Origin of the sequence: Sphingobium sp. 15-1, assembly GCF_013375535.1 — a bacterium.
Taxonomy (GTDB): Bacteria; Pseudomonadota; Alphaproteobacteria; order Sphingomonadales; family Sphingomonadaceae; genus Sphingobium; species Sphingobium aromaticivastans.
In genome coordinates this window covers 1,167,827-1,190,720 of the sequence record NZ_JABXJG010000001.1, presented here as the reverse complement: position 1 = coordinate 1,190,720, position 22,894 = coordinate 1,167,827, and the positions used below count along the sequence as shown (strand labels likewise).

20 protein-coding genes and 2 tRNA genes are annotated in these 22,894 nt (G+C 63.3%); 13 read left to right on the top strand and 9 right to left on the bottom strand.

The annotated features are described in order from the left end of the window. Positions 1-91 precede the first annotated feature (91 nt). From HUK72_RS05460 to HUK72_RS05450, 3 genes are all read left to right on the top strand, one after another. The gene (locus HUK72_RS05460) at positions 92-562 is read left to right on the top strand and encodes a pyridoxamine 5'-phosphate oxidase family protein (RefSeq protein WP_176595874.1); all 471 of its coding nucleotides are present in this window, start codon (positions 92-94) and stop codon (positions 560-562) included. 248 nt (positions 563-810) lie between these two features. Beyond that, complete coding sequence (locus HUK72_RS05455; protein ID WP_176595873.1) at positions 811-2,196, top strand: DEAD/DEAH box helicase; 1,386 nt, start codon at positions 811-813, stop codon at positions 2,194-2,196. 111 nt (positions 2,197-2,307) lie between these two features. Continuing rightward, entirely contained in the window at positions 2,308-5,199 is a 2,892-nt protein-coding gene (locus HUK72_RS05450) for a pitrilysin family protein (RefSeq protein WP_176595872.1), read from the top strand. Positions 5,200-5,205: 6 nt separating this feature from the next. On the opposite strand, the gene HUK72_RS05445 is transcribed toward HUK72_RS05450, so the two are convergent. Both HUK72_RS05445 and HUK72_RS05440 read right to left on the bottom strand, forming a co-directional pair. Next, a complete protein-coding gene (locus HUK72_RS05445; RefSeq protein WP_176595871.1) occupies positions 5,206-5,382 on the bottom strand; it encodes a hypothetical protein in 177 nt (58 codons plus the stop codon). A 118-nt stretch (positions 5,383-5,500) separates the two neighbouring features. Then, positions 5,501-6,088: a TetR/AcrR family transcriptional regulator gene (locus HUK72_RS05440; RefSeq protein ID WP_176595870.1), complete on the bottom strand. Its 588-nt coding sequence runs from the start codon at positions 6,086-6,088 to the stop codon at positions 5,501-5,503. Positions 6,089-6,205: 117 nt separating this feature from the next. Between HUK72_RS05440 and HUK72_RS05435 the strand changes: the two genes are divergently transcribed. From HUK72_RS05435 to HUK72_RS05420, 4 genes are all read left to right on the top strand, one after another. Beyond that, positions 6,206-7,363, top strand: a complete 1,158-nt coding sequence (locus HUK72_RS05435; RefSeq protein WP_176597756.1) for an efflux RND transporter periplasmic adaptor subunit — start codon at positions 6,206-6,208, stop codon at positions 7,361-7,363. 3 nt (positions 7,364-7,366) lie between these two features. Continuing rightward, the gene (locus tag HUK72_RS05430) at positions 7,367-10,543 is read left to right on the top strand and encodes an efflux RND transporter permease subunit (RefSeq protein ID WP_176595869.1); all 3,177 of its coding nucleotides are present in this window, start codon (positions 7,367-7,369) and stop codon (positions 10,541-10,543) included. A 5-nt stretch (positions 10,544-10,548) separates the two neighbouring features. Next, complete coding sequence (locus tag HUK72_RS05425) at positions 10,549-11,952, top strand: efflux transporter outer membrane subunit (RefSeq protein WP_176595868.1); 1,404 nt, start codon at positions 10,549-10,551, stop codon at positions 11,950-11,952. 80 nt (positions 11,953-12,032) lie between these two features. After that, entirely contained in the window at positions 12,033-12,527 is a 495-nt protein-coding gene (locus tag HUK72_RS05420; RefSeq protein WP_176595867.1) for a methylated-DNA--[protein]-cysteine S-methyltransferase, read from the top strand. 4 nt (positions 12,528-12,531) lie between these two features. Here the strand turns inward: HUK72_RS05420 and HUK72_RS05415 are convergent. The 4 genes from HUK72_RS05415 to dapB form a co-directional block, all read right to left on the bottom strand. Then, positions 12,532-12,608 (bottom strand) — tRNA-Arg (locus HUK72_RS05415). Between the two features lie 74 nt (positions 12,609-12,682). Then, positions 12,683-13,066: a hypothetical protein gene (locus tag HUK72_RS05410; RefSeq protein WP_176595866.1), complete on the bottom strand. Its 384-nt coding sequence runs from the start codon at positions 13,064-13,066 to the stop codon at positions 12,683-12,685. A 94-nt stretch (positions 13,067-13,160) separates the two neighbouring features. Further along, positions 13,161-13,811 (bottom strand): endonuclease III, encoded by a 651-nt coding sequence (nth, locus tag HUK72_RS05405; protein WP_176595865.1) that lies wholly within the window; start codon positions 13,809-13,811, stop codon positions 13,161-13,163. A 2-nt stretch (positions 13,812-13,813) separates the two neighbouring features. Continuing rightward, complete coding sequence (dapB, locus tag HUK72_RS05400) at positions 13,814-14,578, bottom strand: 4-hydroxy-tetrahydrodipicolinate reductase (protein ID WP_176595864.1); 765 nt, start codon at positions 14,576-14,578, stop codon at positions 13,814-13,816. Positions 14,579-14,734: 156 nt separating this feature from the next. Here dapB and HUK72_RS05395 point away from each other — a divergent pair, with 156 nt between their 5' ends. Beyond that, positions 14,735-15,433 carry an NAD-dependent deacylase gene (locus HUK72_RS05395; protein ID WP_176595863.1) on the top strand — a complete coding sequence of 233 codons (699 nt, stop codon included), beginning with the start codon at positions 14,735-14,737 and terminating at the stop codon, positions 15,431-15,433. 99 nt (positions 15,434-15,532) lie between these two features. On the opposite strand, the gene HUK72_RS05390 is transcribed toward HUK72_RS05395, so the two are convergent. The 3 genes from HUK72_RS05390 to HUK72_RS05380 form a co-directional block, all read right to left on the bottom strand. After that, the gene (locus HUK72_RS05390; protein ID WP_176595862.1) at positions 15,533-16,558 is read right to left on the bottom strand and encodes a FecR domain-containing protein; all 1,026 of its coding nucleotides are present in this window, start codon (positions 16,556-16,558) and stop codon (positions 15,533-15,535) included. After that, positions 16,476-17,081 carry a sigma-70 family RNA polymerase sigma factor gene (locus HUK72_RS05385; RefSeq protein WP_176595861.1) on the bottom strand — a complete coding sequence of 202 codons (606 nt, stop codon included), beginning with the start codon at positions 17,079-17,081 and terminating at the stop codon, positions 16,476-16,478. Before HUK72_RS05385 ends, HUK72_RS05390 begins: the two co-directional genes overlap by 83 nt. Positions 17,082-17,229: 148 nt before the next feature. Beyond that, positions 17,230-17,421, bottom strand: coding sequence for a hypothetical protein (locus HUK72_RS05380; protein WP_176595860.1), 192 nt, complete (start codon positions 17,419-17,421; stop codon positions 17,230-17,232). A 141-nt stretch (positions 17,422-17,562) separates the two neighbouring features. Here HUK72_RS05380 and HUK72_RS05375 point away from each other — a divergent pair. From HUK72_RS05375 to clpX, 5 genes are all read left to right on the top strand, one after another. Further along, positions 17,563-17,647 (top strand) — tRNA-Leu (locus HUK72_RS05375). A gap of 69 nt (positions 17,648-17,716) precedes the next feature. Further along, positions 17,717-19,321 carry a trigger factor gene (gene tig / locus HUK72_RS05370; RefSeq protein ID WP_176595859.1) on the top strand — a complete coding sequence of 535 codons (1,605 nt, stop codon included), beginning with the start codon at positions 17,717-17,719 and terminating at the stop codon, positions 19,319-19,321. Between the two features lie 246 nt (positions 19,322-19,567). Continuing rightward, positions 19,568-20,545 (top strand): glycosyltransferase family 2 protein, encoded by a 978-nt coding sequence (locus tag HUK72_RS05365; RefSeq protein WP_176595858.1) that lies wholly within the window; start codon positions 19,568-19,570, stop codon positions 20,543-20,545. A 149-nt stretch (positions 20,546-20,694) separates the two neighbouring features. Further along, complete coding sequence (gene clpP, locus HUK72_RS05360) at positions 20,695-21,330, top strand: ATP-dependent Clp endopeptidase proteolytic subunit ClpP (RefSeq protein ID WP_176595857.1); 636 nt, start codon at positions 20,695-20,697, stop codon at positions 21,328-21,330. A 133-nt stretch (positions 21,331-21,463) separates the two neighbouring features. Then, positions 21,464-22,732 (top strand): ATP-dependent Clp protease ATP-binding subunit ClpX, encoded by a 1,269-nt coding sequence (clpX, locus tag HUK72_RS05355; protein ID WP_013846967.1) that lies wholly within the window; start codon positions 21,464-21,466, stop codon positions 22,730-22,732. Positions 22,733-22,894: the final 162 nt, after the last annotated feature.

Genomic DNA, 22,894 nt, shown 5'->3' with positions numbered 1-22,894 from the left:
GCGCAAGATCAAGCTTTCGTGCTAAATTGAATGCCGGAGCTTCGCTTGGCCCCGTCGATTGAGTCCCGCGTGAGATCGAAGGAGAGAAAAGATGAGCAATGAGGCCGACATCCGCCACCGTTTCTGGACGGAGCTTGCGCAAAGCCCGTTCGTGATGGTCGGGTTGCAGGGATCGCACGAGCATAGCATGCCGATGACGGCGCAGCTCGATCCCGGCGCGAGCCATTGTTTCTGGTTCTACACGACGCGGGAAAACCGGTTGGCCGTTGGCGGGCCGGCGATGGCGCAGTTCGTCGCCAAGGGGCATTTCCTGTTCGCCTGCATCGATGGCACGCTGGTCGAGGAGACGGACCCGGCGGTGATCGACCGTTATTGGACCCATGATGTGGCGAGCTGGTATCCCGGCGGACGGCAGGACCCGCATCTGATGATGCTCCGCTTCAATCTGGGCCGGGCGGAAATCTGGCGCGCGGACATGTCGCTGGGCGGCATGTTCCGGCAGATGTTCGGCGGCGACGTGCGCGACGAGATGCGCAGCAAGCATGTGGAAGTGACGCTTTAGGAGGATTTGAAGCCGCCGCTTGCTTTTTCCTGTCATTCCCGCCATATGCGCTGCAGCGCAGCAGTTGGGCGTCATTGCCCTTTCAGCGATTGGCAGCGTGATCGCTCCGGCCGGACAGGTATCGGGGCCGGCCAATGAAAGTCTGCGCCAAGCTTTGAGGCTTCCCTTTTCACGCGGGTCGTTTCGTAACCCGCCTTGCGTCCCGGTCCTGCCGGAAGACGCCGGGGCCGACTTGTGAGTTATCATCCATGCAATTTACCGACCTTGGCCTTGCCGAGCCGATCCTGAAGGCGCTCGCCGCCAAGAAATATGCTTTGCCCACCCCCATCCAGGCGCAGGCCATTCCCGTTTTGCTGAAGGGCAAGGATCTGTGCGGCATCGCCCAGACCGGCACCGGCAAGACGGCGGCCTTCGCGCTGCCGAGCCTTGACCATTTCGCCCGCAACCCCAAACCGACACCGCTTCAGGGTTGCCGGATGCTGGTGCTCTCGCCCACGCGTGAGCTGGCGGCGCAGATCGCGCAGAGCTTCCGCGACTATGGCCGCTTCATGAAGCTGTCAGTGGAGGTCGTGTTCGGCGGCGTGCCGATCAACAAGCAGATCCGCGCACTGGGCCGGGGCGTCGATATCGTCGTCGCGACGCCGGGCCGTCTGCTCGACCTGATCGACCAGCGGGCTTTTACCATCAAGGATACCGAGATTTTCGTCCTGGATGAAGCCGACCAGATGATGGACATGGGCTTCATCCATCCCTTGAAGCGCATCGCCAAGCTGCTGCCCAAGGAACGGCAGAACCTGTTCTTCTCCGCCACCATGCCGGGTGAGATCGAGGCGCTGGCCGCGCAGTTCCTTCGCGATCCGGTAAAGGTCAGCGTCGCGCCGCAGTCGACCACGGCGGAGCGGGTGCGTCAGCAGGCGACCTTCGTTAATCAGATGGAGAAGCAGGCGCTGCTCAACCTGACGGTCAGGAGCGAGGAAATCGACCGCGCACTGATCTTCACGCGTACGAAACATGGCGCGGACCGCGTCGTGCGCTTTCTGGAAGGGGCGGGAATTCAGGCCGTCGCCATCCATGGCAACAAAAGCCAGGCGCAGCGGACCACCGCCTTGCAGGCTTTCCGCCATGGCCAAGTGAAGCTTCTGGTCGCAACCGACATCGCGGCGCGCGGGATCGACGTTTCGGGTGTGTCCCATGTCATCAATTTCGAGCTGCCCAATGTGCCCGAGCAATATGTCCATCGCATCGGCCGCACGGCCCGCGCCGGGGCGGAAGGGATCGCGATCAGCTTCGTGGCGGACGACGAGCGGCCCTATCTGAAAGCGATCGAGCGGACGGCCAAGGTGAAGCTGGAGATCGTGCCTCTGCCGGAGAATTTCGTCGAGGCGGTGCGGAACATGCCCAAGGCGGCCCCGCCGCGCAAAGGCCGCGAGCAGACGCCGGAGCAGAAGGCCAAGCGCGCCGATGGTCAGCGCCGCTATCAGGACCAGCAGAAGCAGCCGCGCGGCAATGCCGAGCGGGCACACCGCCCCGATGGTGAAGCCGGCCAGCCCGCGAAGAAGAACTTCCGTCGCCGGCGCGGCGGCAGCGGCGTCGGCGCGCATAAGGGCGCGGTGCAGAGGACGGGCGGGCGGTAAGCCTTTCCCATCAGCCACGGCTTGGAATGGCCGGAGGATAGGACAAGCTGTTCATCCTCCGGCCTTCTTTGTCAGTGGTCATTCAGGAAAATCTCTTTAGGCTATGGCCTCATGAGCTTTCCCTTCCGGCGTTCTGCCGCTTCGCTGTCCGTTCTCGCCTTGCTGCTTTCGGGAGTTTCCGCGCCTCTGGCCGCGAAAACGGACCCGGTTGCCAATTCTGCGGCGCTCAGTTCCACCAAGGCGCAAGTCCGGCCATGGCTTTATGAAAACAGCGATGTGCCGATCGATCCGGCATGGCGCTTTGGCGAACTGTCCAACGGTTTGCGCTATGCGATCCGGCGCAACGGCGTGCCGCCGGGGCAGGTCTCGGTCAGGTTGCGGGTCGATGCCGGATCGCTGATGGAGCAGCCCGATGAGCTGGGCTACGCCCATTTCATGGAGCATCTCACCTTCCGCGGCTCCCGCCATGTGCCCGATGGGGAATCCAAGCGCATCTGGCAGCGGCTGGGCGTCACCTTCGGCAGCGACAGCAACGCGCAGACGACGCCGACCGGCACCACCTACGCTCTCGATCTGCCGCAGGCGACGCAGGCAAGTCTGGGGGAAAGCCTCAAGATACTGTCCGGCATGATGGCCGATCCCAATATCGTGGATGGCGCGGTCAATGCCGAGCGGGCGGTCGTCCTGGCGGAAAAGCGCGAGGGCGATGGCCCCCAAATGCGGATTTCCGATGCGACGCGAAGGCATTTCTTCGCTGGCCAGCCCTTGGCCGATCATAGCCCGATCGGCACCGTGGCGACGCTGAATGCCGTGACGGCGGCGAAGATGGAGGCTTTCCACCAGCGCTGGTACCGCCCTGAAAATGCCGTGATCTCAATCGCGGGCGACATCGACCCGGCCATGGCCGAGCAGTTGATCAAGGATAATTTCGCATCCTGGACCGTGCCGGGCAAGGGCGCGCCGTTGCCCGATTTTGGGGAGCCCGACGCCAAGGCGCCCGCGACCAGAGTGACGGTGGAACCCGGCGCGCCTACCGGTCTCACCATGGCCTGGCTGCGGCCCTGGAAGCCGCGCGCCGACACCATCGTCTATAATCAGGACAAGCTGACCGACGTGCTGGCCCTTCAGATCATCAGCCGCCGGCTGGAGCAGGCGGCGCGTAGCGGCGGCAGCTTCCTGCAGGCGAGCGTGGATCAGCAGGATGTCAGCCGCTCCGTCGACGGCACGTTCGTCACCATCGTGCCGACCGGCGAAAATTGGGAGAAGGCGCTGGGCGACGTCCGCGCCATCATCGAAGATGCCAAGGCCGCGCCGCCGAGCCAGTTGGAAATCGACCGCGAATATGCGCAGATGGACACGGCGCTCGCCATCCAGGTCGAGAATGCGGATACGGAAGCGGGCGCCAAGCAGGCGAGCGATCTGGTGAGCGCGGTCGACATCCGCGAAACGACGGTCAGCCCGCAGGCGGCGCTGGACATCTTCCGCTCCGGCAAGCCGGGGATGACGTCGCAAAAGATATTGGATTCGACCCGGCGGCTCTTTTCGGCGGGCGTGTTCCGCGCGCATCTGATCACCGGGAAGGTGCAGCCGGGCGTCGATGCGAAACTGGCGGCCGCCGTCGCCGCGCCCATCAAGGCGGCGACCAATGCGCGGCTCAACGACAAGGTCGTGACCATGGCGGACCTGCCGAAGCTGGGCGCGCCCGGCACGGTCGTGTCGCGCAGCCCGATCGGCCTGCCGGGGATGGAGAGCATCACCTTCTCCAACGGCGTGAAGCTCACCCTCTTCGCCAATGATGCGGAGACGGAGAAGGTGCGGATCAATGTCCGTTTCGGCCATGGCCAGCAGGCTTTCTCCCCGACCAGGCCAGCGCCGGGCTGGGCGGCGGACTATGCGCTGGTGGCGAGCGGCATCGGCAAGCTGGGTCAGCGGGAACTGGACGATCTGACCAATGGCCGGCGCATGGGAATGGATTTTTCCATCGACGACGACGCCTTCGAATTGCAGGCGGTGACGCGGCCGGCGGATTACAAGGACCAGCTTCAGCTATTCGCGGCCAAGCTGTTCGCGCCCGGTTGGGACCCGGCGCCGATCGCGCGGGTGAAGACAGGGGCCGGGGTCGCCTATGACGCGATGGAGCGGGCGCCGGATTCCGTGCTGGCGCGCGATCTCAACTGGTTGCTGCATGACAAGGATGTGCGGTTCCGGACGCCTTCGCGGGCGGAAATCGACGGGCTGACGCCGCAGGCGTTCCGCGCCGCATGGGAACCGCTATTGGCGTCGGGGCCGATCGAGGTCCAGATTTTCGGCCAGGTGAAGGCAGATGACGCCATAGCGGCGGTCGCCGCGACCTTCGGCGCCTTGCCCTCGCGGCCCGATGTGCCGGTTCCGGCGGCGAACAAGGCCATGCGCTTCCCCGCCCATGTCGAGGCGCCGGTGATCCTGCGGCACAAGGGGGACAAGGAACAGGCGGCGGCGGTGATGGCTTGGCCCACGGCGGGCGGCTTTGCGCTGACGAAGGAGGCGCGGCAACTGGAAATCCTGACCCAGATATTCAACGACCGGCTGTTCGACAAGCTTCGTTCGACCGAGGGGGCCGCCTATTCGCCCAGCGTTCAGAATAACTGGCCTTTCTCCTATGAAAGCGGCGGCTATATTTTGGTGACGAGCCAAGTGCGGCCCGATCGCGTCAACTATTTCTATGGGGTGGTAAAGGATACGGCGGCCGATCTCGCCAAAAATCCCGTGAGCGAGGATGAATTGCAGCGGGCCGTCGCGCCGATGCGGCAGTTGCTGATGCGCGCCGGGACGGGCAATGCCTTCTGGATGAACCAGATGGAGGGCGCCACCCATGATCCGCGCTATGTGCAGGCGATGCAGACCATGGCGCAGGATATGCTGACGGTCACGCCAGCCGATATTCAGGCTCTCGCGGCCAAATATCTGCTGCCGGGCAAAAGCTGGTCGGCGGTGGTGCTGCCGGACGGCGTTGCCGCCCGATAGGCTGGCTCAGGCCGGCCTTGAGACCGTCACGCGACCCGTTTGTTCCAGCAACTGGCTATACAGGCGCACATATCCCATGTGGATGGCCCGGATTTCGGGATTTCTGGAGCGGGCCGCGAGCCGGCGGTTACGGTCCAACCGCGCCTCGAAATAGCTGCGATCAAAAGAGATGTTGATGCCCACTGCCTGCCTCCCGGAACGATCTGGGGCGGAAAATGCTCCACGGCGGCGAATGGTTGCCGCGTCGCACCGCAAATCTTGCTGCAACGCGGCGGAATGAGCGAAGGCTGCGCCGGATCGATCAGTCCATGGCGCGAAGGGCCGCGACGATCATGAAGGCGGCGCGACTGGCGGTGCGTTCGGCGCTGATGTCCGGAGCGGACAGGCTGCGATGGCCAAGGCCGAACAGGCAGGCGAGGATGATTTCTTCGGCGCTTTTCAGGGCTTCGCCCGAAAGATTGGGATTGGCGATGCAGGCGAAATCGCCCAGCGACTTTCGCAAGCCCCGGCACATGTCGGTGATGGTGCCGTGGACGCGGGCATTGCGGAACGCTTCGGCCAATATGTCGAAGGACAAGGCTTCATGCGGGTCGTCCATGACCTCCAGCAGCAACAGTTCGAAGGTCCGCTCGATGCTGATCTCTCCGGCGTCCAGGCGGGTTTGCAGGTTCAGGATCATCGCTTCGCGGTCGCGCGTATCGCTCTCCACTATGGCTTCGATAATGTCTTCCTTGCCCTTGAACAGGCGGTAGATCTGACCCACGGACACCTGGGCGGCGGCGGCCAGTTCGGCCATCGCGCTCTGGTGGAAACCGTTGGCGGCGAACAGGTCGCGGGCCGCATTCAATATGCGGTCGCGGGCAGTCTGTTCATGTTGCGATGCAATCAAAAATCTTCACCCGGTTCTTTTTGCTCTTGAACAAATTGTGGCATGTTCCTACCTGCGGCGCAAGCGGAATGAACGTTCATTCCAATGGTCAGCATCAGGGAAACGGAGCATCGGCCGATGCAGAAGGGGATATTTGTCGGACTGCTTGCCTGCGCGTCGACCCTGGTGCTGGGCGGCTGCGGTCAACAGGAGCAGCCTGCGCCGCCGCCCCCGGCGGTTGGCGTGGTCAATGTGACGGTAGAGGCAGCGCCGCTGATGACCGAGCTTCCGGGGCGGATCGCCGCCGTGGAAACCGCCGAAGTCCGGCCGCAGATCAGCGGCGTCATCCGTCGCCGGCTGTTTGTCGAGGGTGGCTTGGTGCGCGCCGGTCAATTGCTCTACGAGATTGAGGATTCGCCTTATCGCGCCGCCTTGGGCCAGGCGCAGGGCGCTCTGTCGCGGGCGCAGGCGTCGATCCGCGCCACGGGATTGCAGGCGCAGCGTTACAAGGAGCTGGTCGGCATCAACGCCGTCAGCCGGCAGGAAGCCGACAATGCCACCGCCTCTGCCCAGCAGGCGCGGGCCGATGTCGCGGCGCAGCGGGCGGCTGTCCAGGCGGCCCAGGTGAACCAGGATTTCACGCGCATCAGGGCGCCGATTTCCGGCCGCATCGGCCGTTCCCTCTTCACGCCGGGCGCCTTGGTGCAGGCCGGGCAGGCGGATGCGCTGGCGACGATCCAGCGGACCGACATCGTTTATGTCGACGTGACCCAATCGGCCGCGCAGATCATCGATCTCAGGCAGGCGATGCAGGCAGGCGGCGTCAGCGCAGCGGACGGCGCGCGGGTGCAGTTGCTGTTGCCCAACGGCAGCGTCTATCCGATCGAGGGGCGGCTGCAATTTTCCGAAGTGACGGTTGATCCCAGTTCGGGCGCGGTGACGCTGCGCGCCACCTTCGCCAATCCGGACGGCCTGCTGCTGCCGGGCATGTATGTCCGCGCCAAGCTGGTCGAGGGGCAGCGTGCCCAAGCGATCCTGGCGCCGCAACAGGGTATCACCCGCGACGCCCGCGGCCGGGCCACCGCCATGGTGGTGGGAGCAGGCAATAAAGTCGAATTGCGTCAGGTCGAAACCGACCGCCCGGTGGGCGACAAGTGGATCGTCACCAAGGGGCTGAGGGCGGGCGACAGGCTGATCGTCGAGGGGCTGGTCAATCTGCGCCCCGGAACGGTGGTGAAGCCGGGCGCGCCGCAGCAGGTGACGGCTCCGCAGCAGCAAGCGAGCGGGGCGAAGTAAGCCGTGGCCCGCTATTTCATCGACAGGCCCATCTTCGCATGGGTCATCGCCATCGTCATCATGCTGGCCGGCGCGCTGGCGCTGCGGTCGCTGGCCGTAGCGCAGTTTCCGGCCATTGCGCCGCCCGCGGTGACGATCTCCACCACCTATCCCGGCGCCAATGCCCAAACGCTGGAAAGCACGACGACGCAGATCATCGAGCAGCAGCTCAAGGGGATCGACAATCTCCGCTATTTCTCCTCAAGCAGCGATTCCGCCGGCAATCTGACCATCACCCTGACCTTCGAGCAGGGCACCGACGCCGACATCGCGCAGGTGCAGGTGCAGAACAAGCTGGCCCAGGCGACGCCGCTTCTGCCGCAAGAAGTGCAGCAGCAGGGCCTGCGCGTCACCAAATCCACTTCGACCTTCCTGATGATCATGGCGGTCTATGCCGATGACGGCATTCACGACCAGCAGGATGCGGGCGATTTCATCGCTTCGGCGTTGCAGGACCCGGTCAGCCGCGTCAATGGCGTGGGCGACACCCAGCTATTGGGCGCGCAATATGCGATGCGGGTCTGGCTGGACCCCTATAAGATGGCCAATCTCGGCATCACCACCGGGGATGTGAAATCGGCCATCCAGGCCCAGAACGCCCAGGTTTCGGCGGGCCAGATCGGTGGCACGCCTTCGCCCAAGGGACAGGCGCTGAACGCCACGGTGACGGCGCAATCCCGGCTGAAGACACCGGAAGAGTTTCGTCAGATCAGGCTGCGCAGCAACGGCGATGGGTCGGTCGTCCATCTGTCGGACGTGGCCAGGGTCGAGCTGGGGGCGGAAAGCTACAGCTTCGGCGCGAAGTTCAACGGCCATCCCGCAGCCGGTTTCGGCATCAAGCTTGCGCCCGGCGCCAACGCGCTCGATACCGTCGACGGCGTCAAGAGCCGCATCAACGAACTCTCCAAGACCTTCCCGAGCTGGGTCAAATATGACTTCCCGGTCGACAATTCGACCTTCGTGCGGCTGTCGGTGGAGCAGGTGATCCACACCTTGATCGAGGCGACCCTGCTCGTCTTCGTGGTGATGTTCCTGTTCCTGCAGAATTGGCGCGCCACATTGATCCCGACCATCGCGGTGCCGGTGGTGCTGCTGGGATCGCTGGCGATCCTCTATGCGGCGGGTTTCACCATCAACACGCTGACGCTGTTCGGCATGGTTCTGGCGATCGGCCTGCTGGTCGACGACGCCATCGTCGTGGTCGAAAATGTCGAACGCATCATCCAGGAAGAGGGGCTCAGTCCGAAAGAAGCCGCGAAAAAATCGATGGACGAGATCAGCGGCGCGCTGATCGGCATCGGCCTGGTACTGTCGGCGGTGTTCCTGCCTATGGCGTTCTTCGGCGGCTCGACCGGGGTGATCTTCCGCCAATTCTCCATCACCATCGTCTCCGCGATGGTGCTGTCGGTGCTGGTGGCCCTGATCCTGACCCCGGCGCTCTGCGCGACGATCCTGCGGCCGAAGGGGCACAGCCATATCTGGACAGGCTTTTTCGGTTCGCGCTTCGGTCGCTTCTTCGATTGGTTCAACCGGACCTTTGACCGCAATGTCGTCCGCTATGGACGGACGGTGGAGAAGGTCGAGCGGCGCTGGGGCCGGACCATGCTGGTCTATGCGCTGATCGTGGTCGGCATGGGGCTGGTATTCCTGCGCCTGCCCGGCGGTTTTCTGCCGGACGAGGATCAGGGGATCATCATCAACCAGGTGTCGCTGCCGACCGGATCGACGCTGGAGGAAACCGAGCGCACGTTGGCCAAGGTGCGCGATCATTATATGATCGACGAGAAGAAGAATGTCGCCGCCGTCTTCACCATCTCCGGCTTCGGCTTCGTGGGGCAGGGGCAGAATGTCGGCATCGTCTTCGCCCGGATGAAGGACTGGTCGGAACGCAAGGGCGCCGACAACAAGGTCTCGGCCATCGCGCTGCGCGCCAATGGCGCCTTCCGCAAGATTTCCGCCGGCATGGCGATCGCCTTCGTGCCGCCCGCCGTGCAGGAGCTGGGCAATGCGACCGGCTTCGACTTCCAGCTCGTGGACCGGGGCAATCTGGGTCATGAGAAGATGCTGGAGGCGCGCAACCAGTTGCTGGGCATGGCTATGGCCGACAAGCGGCTGGCGCAGGTGCGGCCCAACGGCCTGGAAGATACGCCGCAGCTCAAGCTGAACGTCGATCAGGCGGCGGCCGGGGCGCTGGGCATCGCACAGTCGGACGTCAACGACACGATCAGCACCGCGATGGGCAGCAGCTACGTCAACGACTTCATCGACCGCGACCGGGTGAAGCGCGTCTATGTGCAGGCCGACGCGCCCTTCCGCACCACGCCGGATTCAATCGGCGTGCTGCATGTGCGGGGCAGTTCGGGCGTGATGGCGCCGATCTCTTCCTTCGCGACGACCGAATGGACCCATGGTCCGGCCAAGCTGGAACGCTTCAACGGCGTGCCGTCGATGCAGATCATGGGCGCGCCCGCGCCGGGCGTTTCGACTGGCGAGGCGATGAAGGCGATGGAGGAAATGGCCGCCAAGCTGCCGGCGGGCGTCGGATACGAATGGAACGGCATTTCCTATGAGGAGCAGACCTCGGGCGGACAGGCACCGGCGCTTTATGCGCTGTCGATGCTGATCGTCTTCCTGTGTTTGGCCGCGCTCTATGAAAGCTGGTCGGTGCCGATCGCGGTCATGCTGGTGGTGCCGCTGGGCGTGTTCGGCGCGGTGCTGGCGGCGATGCTGGTGGGACTCAACAACGACATCTACCTTCAGGTCGGCCTGATCACGACCATCGGCGTGTCGGCCAAGAACGCGATCCTGATCGTCGAATTTGCCGAAGAAAAGATGCGCGAAGGGTTGCCGCCCGCTCGCGCCGCGCTGGAGGCGGGCAAGCTGCGCCTGCGGCCGATCCTGATGACCAGCTTCGCCTTCGTCTTCGGCGTGTTGCCGCTGGCGGTGGCGAAGGGGGCGGGTGCGGGCGGTCAGAACGCCATCGGCACGGCGGTGGTCGGCGGCATGCTGTCCGCCACTATCCTCGCCATCTTCTTCGTGCCGGTCTTCTTCACGGTCGTGAAGCGGCTGTTCCGCGAACATCATGGCCAGGATGAAGGGGGGCATGGCGGCAGCGCCCCATTGGCGCCCCAAGAGGCATGAGGATAATGGATAAGATCAAGCTCTTCCCGGCCGCTGCCCTGGCGCTGACGCTTGCTGCCTGCGACATGGCGCCCAAATATGTGCGGCCTGCGCTGCCGGTGCCGGAAACCAGTCCGCAGGGGCCGGCCTATGCCGGAGCCGAGGGGCAGGCGATCGTCCCGGCGGATACCGCCTGGAAGGAGTTTTTCGTCGATCCGCGCCTGGCTCGGGTGATCGAGACCTCGCTTGCCAATAATCGCGACCTGCGCGTGGCGCTCGCCAATGTCGAGCAGGCGCGGGCGCAATATAAGGTGCAGCGGGCGGGCATATTCCCGACCCTGGGTGCCAATGGCAGCGCGACTTATCAGGATCAGCCCTTCGCCCAGCAGGGCGTATCGGGGCGGACGGACATCTACAACGCCTCGGTCGGCGTGTCGGCGTGGGAAGTCGACCTGTTCGGACGGGTGCGCAATCTGACCAAGGCGGCGCAGGAGCAATATTTCGCCTCGGTCGAGAACCGCAATGCCGCGCAGACCGCCTTGATCGCGGAGGTCGCCAACGCCTGGCTCGGCATGGCGGCGGATCAGGAACGGCTGAAGATCGCGCGCGATCTGGAAAAGGCCTTCGGTCAAACGCTCGACCTTACCAAAGCGCGTTTCGCCAAGGGGATCGCTTCGGAACTGGAGGTGCGTCAGGCGCAGACCAGCTATGACCAGGCGCGATCCGACATCGCGCAGGCGACGACATTGGTGGCGCAGGACCAGAATGCGCTGAACCTGCTGGCGGGCGGGACCGTGCCCGCCGACGATCTGCCGACGGCGATGCCGGAGGGTGATGTGACTTTGGCCAACCTGCCCGCCGACCTGCCTTCTACGGCATTGCTGCGCCGGCCGGACATCATGGCGGCTGAGCATCAGTTGCTCAGCGCCAACGCCAATATCGGCGCGGCGCGGGCGGCCTTCTTCCCCAAAATCTCGCTGACGGCGGCGTTCGGGACGATGAGCCTTGGCCTCTCCAACCTGTTCAAATCAGGTAGCGACTATTGGTCGGTCGCCCCTTCGGCCAGCCTGCCGATCTTCGATTTCGGGCGCAATCAGGGCAATCTGCGTTATGCGCGGGCGACCTATGATGCGATGGTCGCGACTTATGAAAAGAGCGTGCAGACCGGCTTTCGCGAAGTGGCGGATGCCCTTGCCCGGCGCGGCACGATGACGGCGCAGATGGAGGCGCAGACCTCTTTGCGGGATTCCGCGCGTGTCGGCTATCGGCTGTCCGAAGCACGTTTCCGGGCAGGGATCGACGGTTTCCTGACCACGCTGGATTCGCAGCGGACGCTCTACAGTGCGGAGCAGAGCCTGCTGGCGGCGCGGCTGACGCGGGCGACGAACATGGTCGAACTGTATCGCGCCATGGGCGGCGGCCTCCAATAATCTTTGACCGCAAGGGGCGGGAAGGCGTTCCGCATGTCATGCCCTATGCTTCCGCCATCCAATGATGGAAAGGAATGGGCATGAACTACGCATATCGGACGATGGCCTCCCCCGTCGGTGAACTGACGCTGGTGGCGAGCGCAAAAGGGCTGGCTGCGGTCCTGTGGGAAAATGACGTGCCCGGCCGGGTGAAGCTGGACCCCCGTGCCCCGGCCGACGATCATTCGGTGCTGGAAGAGGCGGGGCGGCAACTTGGCGAATATTTCGCCGGGCAGCGGGAGGCGTTCGACCTGCCGCTAGACTTCAAAGGCACGGATTTCCAGAAGAGCGTCTGGGCGGCCCTGCTGACCATCCCCTTTGGCGAAACGCGCAGCTATGCCGATATTGCAAGCCAGATCGGCAAGCCTTCCGCCTGCCGGGCCGTGGGCGCAGCCAACGGGCGTAATCCGATTTCGATCATCGCACCCTGCCACCGCGTCGTGGGAGCGAACGGCGCGCTCACCGGTTTCGCGGGCGGCCTGAAGGCCAAGCGCTACCTGCTTGGACTGGAAGGAAGATTGTTCGCAGCCATTTGAAAAATGGCGCACCCAAGAGGATTCGAACCTCTGGCCTTTGCCTTCGGAGGGCAACGCTCTATCCAGCTGAGCTATGGGTGCGTGTCGCTGCTGCGAAGGGCCGCTTAGCAAAGCCCAATCGCTCGCGCCAGCACCAAAATCGCCTCAGGCTAAAGTTATTTCGCGAGTTTCTGCATCGGCTGGAATTTGCCGAGGCCGCAACTGGCGCCCGGTTGCAATCCACTCGTCTGATAGAGCACGGTGATGATGTCCACGGAACAGAGCTGGGATAGGCTGGTCTTGTAGAGGAAGCGCTTTTCGAAGCCCAGGCTGGGGCAGCTATAGGGCAGCGTGTTCCGATAGACCTTGTTGCCGTTCATGATGAAGTCGATGGTGCGGTCGTCGCGGACATTGGTGGAGCGGATCGACGTGATCTGGACGCAATCGACCGGTTTGCCGGCAGGGACGAGATTGTCGGGCGCGGTCTTGGCCAGGGCAGGGGCAGCGGTGCAGGCCAGTGCCATGACGAGCGCGAGCCGGCGGGTGAGATGGGCGGACATGATGTCTCTCCTTTGACTAGAGGAATGACGGCGCGCTAACGCTTCATCCGTTATTCCGCTCCTTCTAGCACCCTTCGGCTGAACCGCGCGATAATCAGTTCGTGGTGCCGGGCGCGGGCGTCTTGGGCTTGAAACGGCAGAGGTCGGCCACGATGCAACGCCAGCATTCGGGCTTGCGTGCCTTGCAGACATAGCGGCCGTGCAGGATCAGCCAATGATGCGCATCGCGGCGGAAAGGACCGGGGACGCCCTTTTCCAGCTTCAGTTCGACCGACAGCGGAGTCTTTCCGGGCGCCAGGCCGGTGCGGTTGCCGACGCGGAAGATATGGGTGTCGACCGCGAACGTCTCCTGCCCGAAGGCGGTGTTGACGACGACATTGGCCGTCTTGCGCCCGACGCCGGGCAGGGTGGTCAGCAGATCGCGATCCTGCGGCACCTGCCCGCCAAAATCGCGGACCAGTATTTCCGACAGGGCGATGACATTCTTCGCCTTGGCATTGAACAGGCCGATGGTCTTGATGTGTGTTTTAAGGCCCTCTTCGCCCAGGTCCACCATCTGCTGGGGGGTCTGGACGTCGCGGAAGAGGGCGCGGGTCGCCTTGTTGACGCCGACGTCCGTCGCTTGCGCCGACAGCACGACCGCTACCAGAAGCTGATACTCGTTGCCATATTCCAGCTCCGTGCGGGGGGCCGGATTAGCTTCAGCGAGGCGGCTGAAAAAGTCGAAGATCTGGGCTTTGTTCACGTTCAGAGACCCAGAACGCCCTTCATGTCGTAGCGGCCTATGGGCTGGCCGATCAGCCATTGCGCGCCCTTCACCGCGCCGCGCGCGAAGATGATGCGGCTTTCGGCGCGATGGCCGATTTCGATCCGCTCGCCCTCGGTGGCGAAGATGACCTGATGGTCGCCCGCCACGGAGCCGCCGCGCAGGGCCGCGAAACCGATCGCGCCCTTGACCCGCGCGCCTGTAATGCCGTCGCGGCCACGCTCGCTATGGTCAGCCAGGGCGATGCCGCGTCCCTGCGCGGCGGCTTCGCCCAGCAACAGGGCGGTGCCGGACGGCGCGTCGACCTTGTGACGATGGTGCATTTCGACGATCTCTATGTCCCAATCGTCGCTGAGGCGCGCGGCCGCCTGTTCGACCAGCGCCGCCAGCAGATTGACGCCAAGAGAGGTGTTGCCGGTCTGGAGCAAAGGAATTTGCTTTGCCGCTTCGTCGATCAGCGCGTGGTGCACGGGTTCCAGCCCGGTGGTGCCGATCAGGATCGGCTTCCTGGCCGCGATGCAGGCGTCGAGATGGGCCGATAGTGCGCCGGGCACGGAAAAGTCGATCAGCACGTCGCTCTGTTCTGCCAGCGCCAGGGGGTCGGTGGTGATGGGGATGCCGGGGGCGAGTTCGCCCTCGCCGCCGCGATCCGTGCCTCCGGCGATTTTCAGGCCGGCTTCCTGGGCGATCTGCGCGATGGCGCGTCCCATGCGGCCGGCGGCTCCGAAAATCCCGATGCTGGTCATCACTGTCATTCCTTAAAAAGTCGGGTGGCGGATGCCAGAATGGGCGCGTCTTGTCATCCTTTTGCTATTGGCCTTTGCAATGGGAAATGGCTGGCATAGGTGACATATCGGCCGCTGGCGTCCCCCCCAGGACAGGAAAAAGAACAGGAAAAAGAAATGGACGACGTTCGCAACATCGTGATCCTGACCGGGGCTGGGATTTCCGCCGAGAGCGGGCTGGCGACCTTTCGCGGGCCGGACGGGCTGTGGGAAGGGCATCGCGTTGAGGATGTCTGCACGCCCGAAGCCCTGGCGCGCAACGCCGCGCTAGTACATCGCTTCTACGACGAGCGGCGGGCGAAGCTGGCGGAGGTGAAGCCCAATGCCGCGCATGAGGCGCTGGCGGCGCTGGATGCGCAATGGCCGGGGGAATTGCTGATCGTCACGCAGAATGTGGACGATCTGCACGAGCGGGCAGGGGCCAGGCGGCTGGTTCACATGCATGGCGAGTTGCGGTCGGCGCTTTGCGCTGGATGCGGGAAAGCCAAGCCCTGGATGGGGGTCTTGCCGCCGGGGTCGCTTTGCGACGGCTGCGGAAAGGCGCTTTTGCGGCCCGACATCGTGTTCTTTGGCGAGATGCCTTATGACATGGAGGCCATCGACGAGGCGTTGCGGCGGGCCGATCTGTTTGTGTCAGTGGGGACGTCAGGGGCGGTCTATCCGGCGGCGGGGTTCGTGCAGACGGCGCGCCATGTGGGCGCGCGGACGCTGGAGCTAAATCTGGAGCCGTCAGCGGGGAGCTTTTATTTCGAGGAGAGCCGCATGGGAGCGGCCAGTGTGTTGGTGCCGGAATTGGTGCGGGAGTTGCTGGGATAGAGCGGTCTGGAGTCAGACGACGTTGCGCATTTCCCCTCCACCATTCGCTTCGCGAACGGTCCCCCTCCCCATCCATGATGGGGAGGATTTTCGACAGTCCTATATGCCGGCTGCATTATCCGCCGCTTCCGGTTCGTCCTGATAGAGCAGCATGACCGATCCGTCCTGGCCGGCCACCACCCGGATCGGCAGGCTGAGTTGAAGGGCGGAGAGGAATTCCTTGCTGTCGGTGATGCGGAACCGGCCGCCGATACGAAGCGAGGAAACGCGGGTATCCCCAATCAGGATCGGTGCAGAGCGGTAGCGGTTGAACTCGCTGGCGGCCTGCTCGATGGTTTCGCCGTCCAGCTCCACCATCTGCTCGCGCCAGGCGATGCGCTGGCCGATCAGGCGCGAGTCGAGATGGGTGAGCGATACGCTGCGCGGCTGGATGACGGCGCCGCTGCCCGCGCTGATTTGCTGGGCCAGCTTGTTGCCCGAATGGACGGTGACGGTGCCTTGCGTGACCGTCAGTTCGACCATGGAGGGCCGCAGCCGCACGTTGAAGGCGGTGCCGACGGCGCGGATGACGGCGGACCGGGCCTCCACATCGAAGGGGCGGGACCGGTCGTGCGCGACGTCGAACGAGGCTTCGCCTTTCAGGATGCGGACCTTGCGGCCATGGTCGGTGAAGCGGACCTCCGCGGCGCTGTCGCTATTGAGGTGCAGGATCGACCCGTCGTTGAGCGCGATGTCGCTGATCTGGCCGATCCGGGTCTCATAATGGTCGACGCCGCTGAAGGTGCGGACAGTGACGATGGCAGCGACGATGAACAGCATCACCGCGACGGCGGCGGCGATCATGATGTTGCGCGACAGGCGGCGCTGCTGTTCTTCGCTGGCGATGGCTTCCAGCGGGGGCAGGTTGACTTCGGCGGCGGCGCTCTTCAAGCGCTCGGCCGCTTCCCAGGCGGCTTCGGCCCGGGCGAACGCCACGGCATGGCGGGGGTCCGATTCGATCCAGCGGCAGAATTCGGTTTCGTCCTGCGCGCTGGGGTCGCAATTAAGCCTTGCCAGCAGGCGCGCGGCTTCCGCCTCGATCTTGTCCCTGCTTTCGTAGCCCGAATCTGGTCCCGACGCCTGCACGTTCGAAATCCGTTTCCTCACGTTCCGCCCAGGCCCGCATAACTATTGCGATCGCTTTGGCCAGATGTTTTTCAACTGTAGAAACGGATAGAGACATCTCCTCCGCTATTTCCAGCATCGATTTTTCGTGAATGCGGCGAAGAATGAAGACCCGGCGGCATTGTGTCGGAAGCGAATCGACGATCGCTTCGACCTGGCGCAGCGCTTCGCGGGCGTGGAGCTGCGCTTCCACATTGTTTTCGCCTTGCAGCAGCTCCAGATCGGCAATGGTCTCGAAGCTCACCACCTTGTTGCGGCGGGCGGTGTCGATCACCAGGTTGCGGGCGATCGTGAACAGATAGGCCCGGCCCGTGGTGACATTTTCCCAATTTTCCGTGGCATAGGCGCGGGCGAGAACCTCCGCGACCATATCCTCCAGTTCCTGATTGGCAGGAAGTATCCGCCTCAGCCGCCCGCGTAGAGCAGCTTCCTGTGGCAGGATCACTGTCTTGAACCATTCCAGCTTAGCGCGAACCGTGTGCACGTTGACCCCCTTGATGTCAGCCGCGCCTCTCCCGTTTTCATCTGTTTGTCATAGTTCAATCATGGATGCAGGGGCCTGTCCAGCGATTGCAGGCGCATAATTTCCCGTTTCTGTGGAAAACCGACTCTCTGTTGCCGAAAAGCGTCGATCAGCCCGGCGGGATTTCCGGCGGGGCGCGATCAGGCTGATCGAAATCCGGTCCCTGGGGCACGATTTCCGGCGGTTCGCCGGCGGGCCTTTCGTCAGGCGTGTCGGGCGCGGGGGTCTCAGGTGGCGATTGCGGCTCGATGATGTCGGGCGGGGGGATGCCGTCGGGCGCGGGATCGGGCTGGGTGGCCATGGCGTTTCTCCTTCAATGGAGCTACGCGCAGGTGGGCGGATGGGTTCCCCGCCGACTTATCCACCGGTTATCCACAGGCTCGACCTCTGGGCCTTGCTTCGCGAGACTCTTTTCTCTATGCCGCGCCGACCGGCGACCGATGCGGGCGTGGCGAAATTGGTAGACGCGCCAGATTTAGGTTCTGGTATCGCAAGATGTGGGGGTTCGAGTCCCTTCGCCCGCACCAGTGCGCCAGACTCTATAGGATGCGCAGGCGCCAACGAAATTCAGCTTTAGAAAGCGTTTGAGAGAAGAGATGCAGACTGTCGAAACGTTGAACGAGGGCCTGAAGCGCGCCTACACCGTGACCATCACGTCGAAGGACATCGACGCCCGCGTGGAAAAGGAAGTGGCCGCCATCGCGCCGCAAGTGCGCATGCCCGGCTTCCGCCCCGGCAAGGTGCCCGCCAACCTCGTCAAGAAGATGCACGGCGAATCGCTGCAGCGCGATGCGCTGAACAGCTCGATCCAGGACAGCATCCAGAAGCTGATCGCTGACCAGAAGCTGCGCCCCGCGATGCAGCCTTCGGTCGAGCTGGATGAAGCCTTCGAATTCGGCAAGGACGCCGAGATCAAGGTCGCGCTGGAAGTGCTACCCGAAATCGCCGCGCCCAGCGTGGAAGGCCTGAAGCTGGAGCGTCTGACCGTCGAAGTCGCTGACGCGCAGGTCGACGAAGCCGCCGGCCGCATCGCGACTCAGCAGGGCGCGCTGGAAGAGCATGCCGCCAGCCACAAGGCGAAGGACGGCGACACGCTGACCATCGATTTCGTCGGCAAGATCGACGGCGAAGCTTTCGAGGGCGGTTCGGCCGAAGACGTGAAGCTGAAGATCGGCTCGGGCCAGTTCATCCCGGGCTTCGAGGAGCAGCTCACCGGCGTGAAGAAGGGTGACGAGAAAGTCATCACCGTCACTTTCCCGGAAGATTATGGCGCGGCGCATCTGGCCGGCAAGGAAGCGACCTTCGACATTACCGTCAAGGCGATCCTGGACGCCGACAAGCCCAAGCTGGACGATGATTTTGCCAAGTCGCTGGGTCTGGAAGGTCTGGACAAGCTCAAGGAGCTGCTGAAGGGCCAGATCGAGCAGGAACATAATGGCCTGACCCGCACCCATATGAAGCGCAAGCTGCTCGACCAGCTTGCCGCCGCTCATGATTTCGACGTGCCGCCGAGCATGGTGGAAGCCGAATTCAACCAGATCTGGGCGCAGCTTCAGCACGAAGCCACCCATGAGGAAGACCCCGAAGCGGCCCTCAAGGAAATGGAAGCGGAGAAGGAAGACTATCGCGGCATCGCCGTGCGTCGCGTCCGCCTGGGCCTGCTGCTTTCGGAAATCGGTCAGGCCAATGGCGTGGTCGTGTCGGATCAGGAAATGAACCGTCTGATCATGCAGGCCGCGCAGCAGTACAGCCCGCAGGACCGCGAGCGTTTCGTTCAGTATGTTCGTCAGGATCCGATGGCCGCCGCGCAGCTCCGCGCGCCGCTTTATGAGGACAAGGTCGTCGACTTCCTGTTCGAGAAGGCCGAGATCAGCGATCGCGCTGTCAGCCGCGAAGAGCTGGAAGCCGCGATCGAAGCCGAGGATGGCGATCTGAAGCCGCACGTCCACGGTCCGGGCTGTGGTCATGACCATGATCATGACGAGAAGCCCAAGGCGAAGAAGGCTGCTCCGAAGAAGAAGGCTGCTGAGGCTGAAGACGCTCCGGCTGCCGAGGTTGCCGAAGAGGCTCCGGCCAAGAAGGCTCCGGCGAAGAAGGCCGCCGCCAAGCAGGACGAGGCTGTGGCCGAGGAAGCCGCTGCCGAGGACAAGCCCAAGGCCAAAAAGGCGCCTGCCAAGAAGGCTGCCGCCAAGGCTGAATAAGGCCATTCTGGTCTGACTGGACAAGCGCCCGGCTTCGCAAGGAAGCCCGGGCGCTTTTCATTTCGGCCCCGGCATGGCAGACGAAATGTTAATCAGGTCCGTTCATGTCGGCAGGCGGCAGGATCGGGGGAGTCGTGCTCCTGCGAAGGCAGGAGTCCAGTCCCGCCGTCTGAACTGGGTTCCTGCCTTTGCAGGAACACGGTGTTTTTCGGGTGATGCGGCGCCGCTAAAAAGGTTTGTGGGTCGATGAAGGAATTTCCAGCAGTGGAAAGCGGGGCGGGGATTGCCACGCCGCGGATCGCGGTCATCCTGCCCTGCTATAATGAGGCGGGCGCCATCGTGCAGACGGTGGAGGATTTCCGCAGCGCGCTGCCGTCGGCCGAAATCTACGTCTTCGACAATAACAGCACGGATGGCAGCCGCGAACTGGCCGCCGGGGCCGGGGCGATCGTCCGCCGCGTGTCGCAGCAGGGCAAGGGCCATGTTGTGCGCCGCATGTTCGCGGACGTGGATGCGGACATCTATATCATGGCCGATGGCGATGCGACCTATGAGGCCGCCGCCGCGCCGCGCATGGTCGCCGCGATGCTGGAGGATAATCTCGACATGGTCGTCGGCTCGCGCAAAAGCGAGATCGAGGAAGCCTATCGCAAGGGGCACCGTTTCGGAAACTGGGCGCTGACGGGCCTTTTGAAGCAGCTTTTCGGGCGGAGCTTCACCGACATTCTTTCAGGCTACCGGGTGTTTTCCCGGCGGTTCGTGAAGAGCTTCCCGGTGCTTTCGGCCGGTTTCGAGATCGAAACGGAAATCAGCGTTCATGCGCTGGAGCTTGCCATGCCGGTGGCGGAGGTCGTCACCGCCTATGGCGCGCGGCCCGAAGGCTCGTCCAGCAAGCTTTCCACCTATCGCGACGGATGGCGCATCCTGCGCACGATCATCACGCTGTACCGCATCGAGCGGCCGGTCCTCTTCTTCGGGATCATCGCCGCGTTGCTGGCGGCGAGCGGGCTGATCCTGGCCGCGCCGCTGATCCTCACCTATATGAAGACCGGCCTTGTGCCGCGCTTTCCCACCGCCATATTGGTGACGGGCCTGATGATCCTCGCCACGCTTTCGGGCATGTGTGGGCTGATCCTGGATACGGTGGTGCGCGGGCGGCGGGAGGTGCGGCGGCTCGCTTATCTCGCCTTCAAGGCTCCGTCGGATTTCGCCCGGCGAGACTGAGATATGCTTGCCGTGATTTCCGAGTCAGCGGGCCTGTTGGCCCGCTTTGAAACCACTCATGTCATCCGCGTTGCACGCGACCCCTTGAACGATCTGCATTTTGTCCCGATGTAGTGGACGGGCAAAAGCAATCACCCTGAAAGAGCAAAATGACCGATATCATGTCTGATCCCATGGCCGCTCTGGTCCCCATCGTCATCGAACAATCGAACCGGGGCGAGCGCAGCTTCGACATTTTTTCGCGCCTTCTGCGCGAACGGATCATCTTCGTGACCGGTCAGGTCGAGGATCATATGGCCTCGCTGATCGTGGCCCAGTTGCTGTTCCTTGAGTCGGAAAACCCGAAGAAGGACATCTGGATGTACATCAACTCGCCCGGCGGCGTGGTGACGTCCGGCATGGCGATCCACGACACGATGAAATATATCCGTCCGCAGGTGGGCACCGTCTGCATCGGCCAGGCCGCCTCGATGGGCAGCTTCCTGCTCGCCGCCGGTGAGCCGGGCAAGCGCATCGCGCTCACAAACGCCCGCATCATGGTCCATCAGCCGTCGGGCGGCGCGCAGGGCATGGCGTCGGACATTGAGATTCAGGCCAAGGAAATCCTGCGAATCCGCAGTCGCCTGAACAATCTCTATGTGGAATATACCGGCCGTTCGTTGGAGGAAGTGGAACGGGCGATGGACCGCGACACTTTCCTGGAAGCCGAGGAAGCCAAGGCGTTCGGCTTGGTCGATGAGGTGTTCGATCGGCGCCCGGTTGTGGCGGAAAGCAGCGAGGGCTAACCCGATATTTGCCGTGACGCGCCCTTTTCTCCCCTTGTGAAACGGGCGTGTCGCGGTCTAGGATGATCCTAGGACCACCATATCCCTCGGCGCAGGCGGCTGTTCGCCTGAAAGAGGGAAGAGAGATTGGCGAATGACTAAGCTTACGGGCTCCGATTCTAAAAGCACGCTTTACTGCTCCTTCTGCGGCAAGTCGCAGCATGAGGTGCGTAAGCTGATCGCGGGGCCGACCGTGTTCATCTGCGACGAATGCGTGGAACTGTGCAACGACATCATCCGCGAGGAGACCAAGGGCGGTCTCGTCGGCAAGAAGGATGGCGGCGTGCCGACCCCGCAGGAAATCTGCGATGTGCTGGACGATTATGTGATCGGCCAGAACCGGGCGAAGCGCGTCCTCTCCGTCGCGGTCCACAACCATTATAAGCGCCTCAACCACGGCACCAAGCCGGGCGAGGTGGAACTGGCCAAATCGAACATCCTGCTGGTCGGGCCGACTGGCTGCGGCAAGACGCTGCTCGCCCAGACGCTGGCCAAAACGTTCGACGTGCCCTTCACCATGGCCGACGCGACCACGCTCACCGAAGCGGGTTATGTCGGTGAGGACGTCGAGAACATCATCCTGAAGCTGCTCCAGGCGTCGGACTATAATGTCGAGAAGGCGCAGCGCGGGATCGTCTATATCGACGAGATCGACAAGATCAGCCGCAAGGCGGAGAATCCGTCGATCACGCGCGACGTGTCGGGCGAGGGTGTGCAGCAGGCGCTGTTGAAGCTGATGGAAGGCACTACGGCGTCGGTTCCGCCGCAGGGCGGGCGCAAGCATCCGCAGCAGGAATTCCTCCAGGTCGACACGACCAACATCCTGTTCATCTGCGGCGGCGCGTTCGCCGGGCTGGAAAAGATCATCGGGGACCGTCTGGAAGCCAAGTCGATCGGCTTCGGCGCCCATGTGGCGGCTCCCGAAGAGCGCAAGACCGGCGAATTGCTGCGTCAAAGCGAGCCGGAAGATCTGCTGAAATTCGGCCTGATCCCTGAGTTCGTCGGTCGCTTGCCGGTGATCGCGACGCTGGAGGATCTGGACGTGACCGCTCTGGTCAAGATCCTGGTCGAGCCGAAGAATGCGTTGGTGAAGCAATATGCCAAGCTGTTCGACATGGAGAATGTGGAACTGAGCTTCACGGACGATGCGCTGACCGCCATCGCCAAGAAGGCGATCGAGCGGAAGACCGGCGCTCGCGGTCTTCGGTCGATCCTGGAGGCGATCCTGCTCGATACCATGTTCGACCTGCCTTCAATGGAGGGTGTTGGCGAAGTGGTGGTCGACAAGGATGTCGTTGCCGGCAACAAGGAACCGATTCGCGTGTTCAGCGAGAAGGACAAGCGGGCCGAAGACGCGGCCTGAATCGATCCTCTAACAACAATTTGAAAAGGGGTCGGCGGTGCTTCGCCGGCCCCTTTTTCCTTGCCTGCATCGCAGGTGCACAAAAATTCTTGTTGCGTTGCAAAATTGCACCACCGTTAAACAGGGAGATTTTAATCTAATTAAATTCATTAATATCAATAT